Source organism: bacterium (assembly GCA_020440705.1).
GTDB lineage: Bacteria > Krumholzibacteriota > Krumholzibacteriia > LZORAL124-64-63 > LZORAL124-64-63 > JAGRNP01.
Genome location: JAGRNP010000386.1, coordinates 1 through 534 on the forward strand (window position 1 = coordinate 1; position 534 = coordinate 534).

The 534-nt window shown below is 69.9% G+C and carries 1 protein-coding gene; it reads left to right on the plus strand.

Annotated elements, in window-relative coordinates:
- Positions 1–119 precede the first annotated feature (119 nt).
- On the plus strand, positions 120–534 hold a 415-nt coding region (locus KDM41_18930; protein ID MCB1185500.1), incomplete at its 3' end, for a protein kinase.

A 534-nucleotide genomic window follows, 5' to 3' on the forward strand; every position in this document is an offset into this window, starting at 1 on the left:
CGCCGAGAGGGCGGCGCCACAGTGCACGCAGGGGGTCTGGGAGATGCTGCTCACCGAGTGCTCACGCGGCGTGTTTCCGGTCCCGCAGAAGTTCTGCCATTATATGCGCCGATTCGGCCATGGAAGGAAGGTCCACCGTCGCCACCTGTCCCGCATGCGCGGCGAGCGTCGCCGAGTCGAACCCCGTCTGCCCCACCTGCGGCTTCGACCGCAGCGGCGGTCCCCAGCCATTCGAACGGGGCACGGTGCTCGAGGGGCGCTATCGCATCGACGTCGAGGTCGGCCGGGGCGGCATGGGTGTCGTCTACCGGGGCACCGATCTGACCCTGAGCCGGCCGGTCGCCATCAAGGCGATGCGGGTCTCGGGCGCCGACGCGGGCGTGCTCGCGCGGTTCATGCACGAGGCCCGGGCCCTCGCCAGCGTCGAGCACCGCAACCTGGTGCCGGCCTACGCGATCGGGCAGGAAGCCGGCGTCTACTACATGGTGATGAAGTTCGTCGAGGGCCGGACCCTGGACGAGGTGCTCAAGGTCG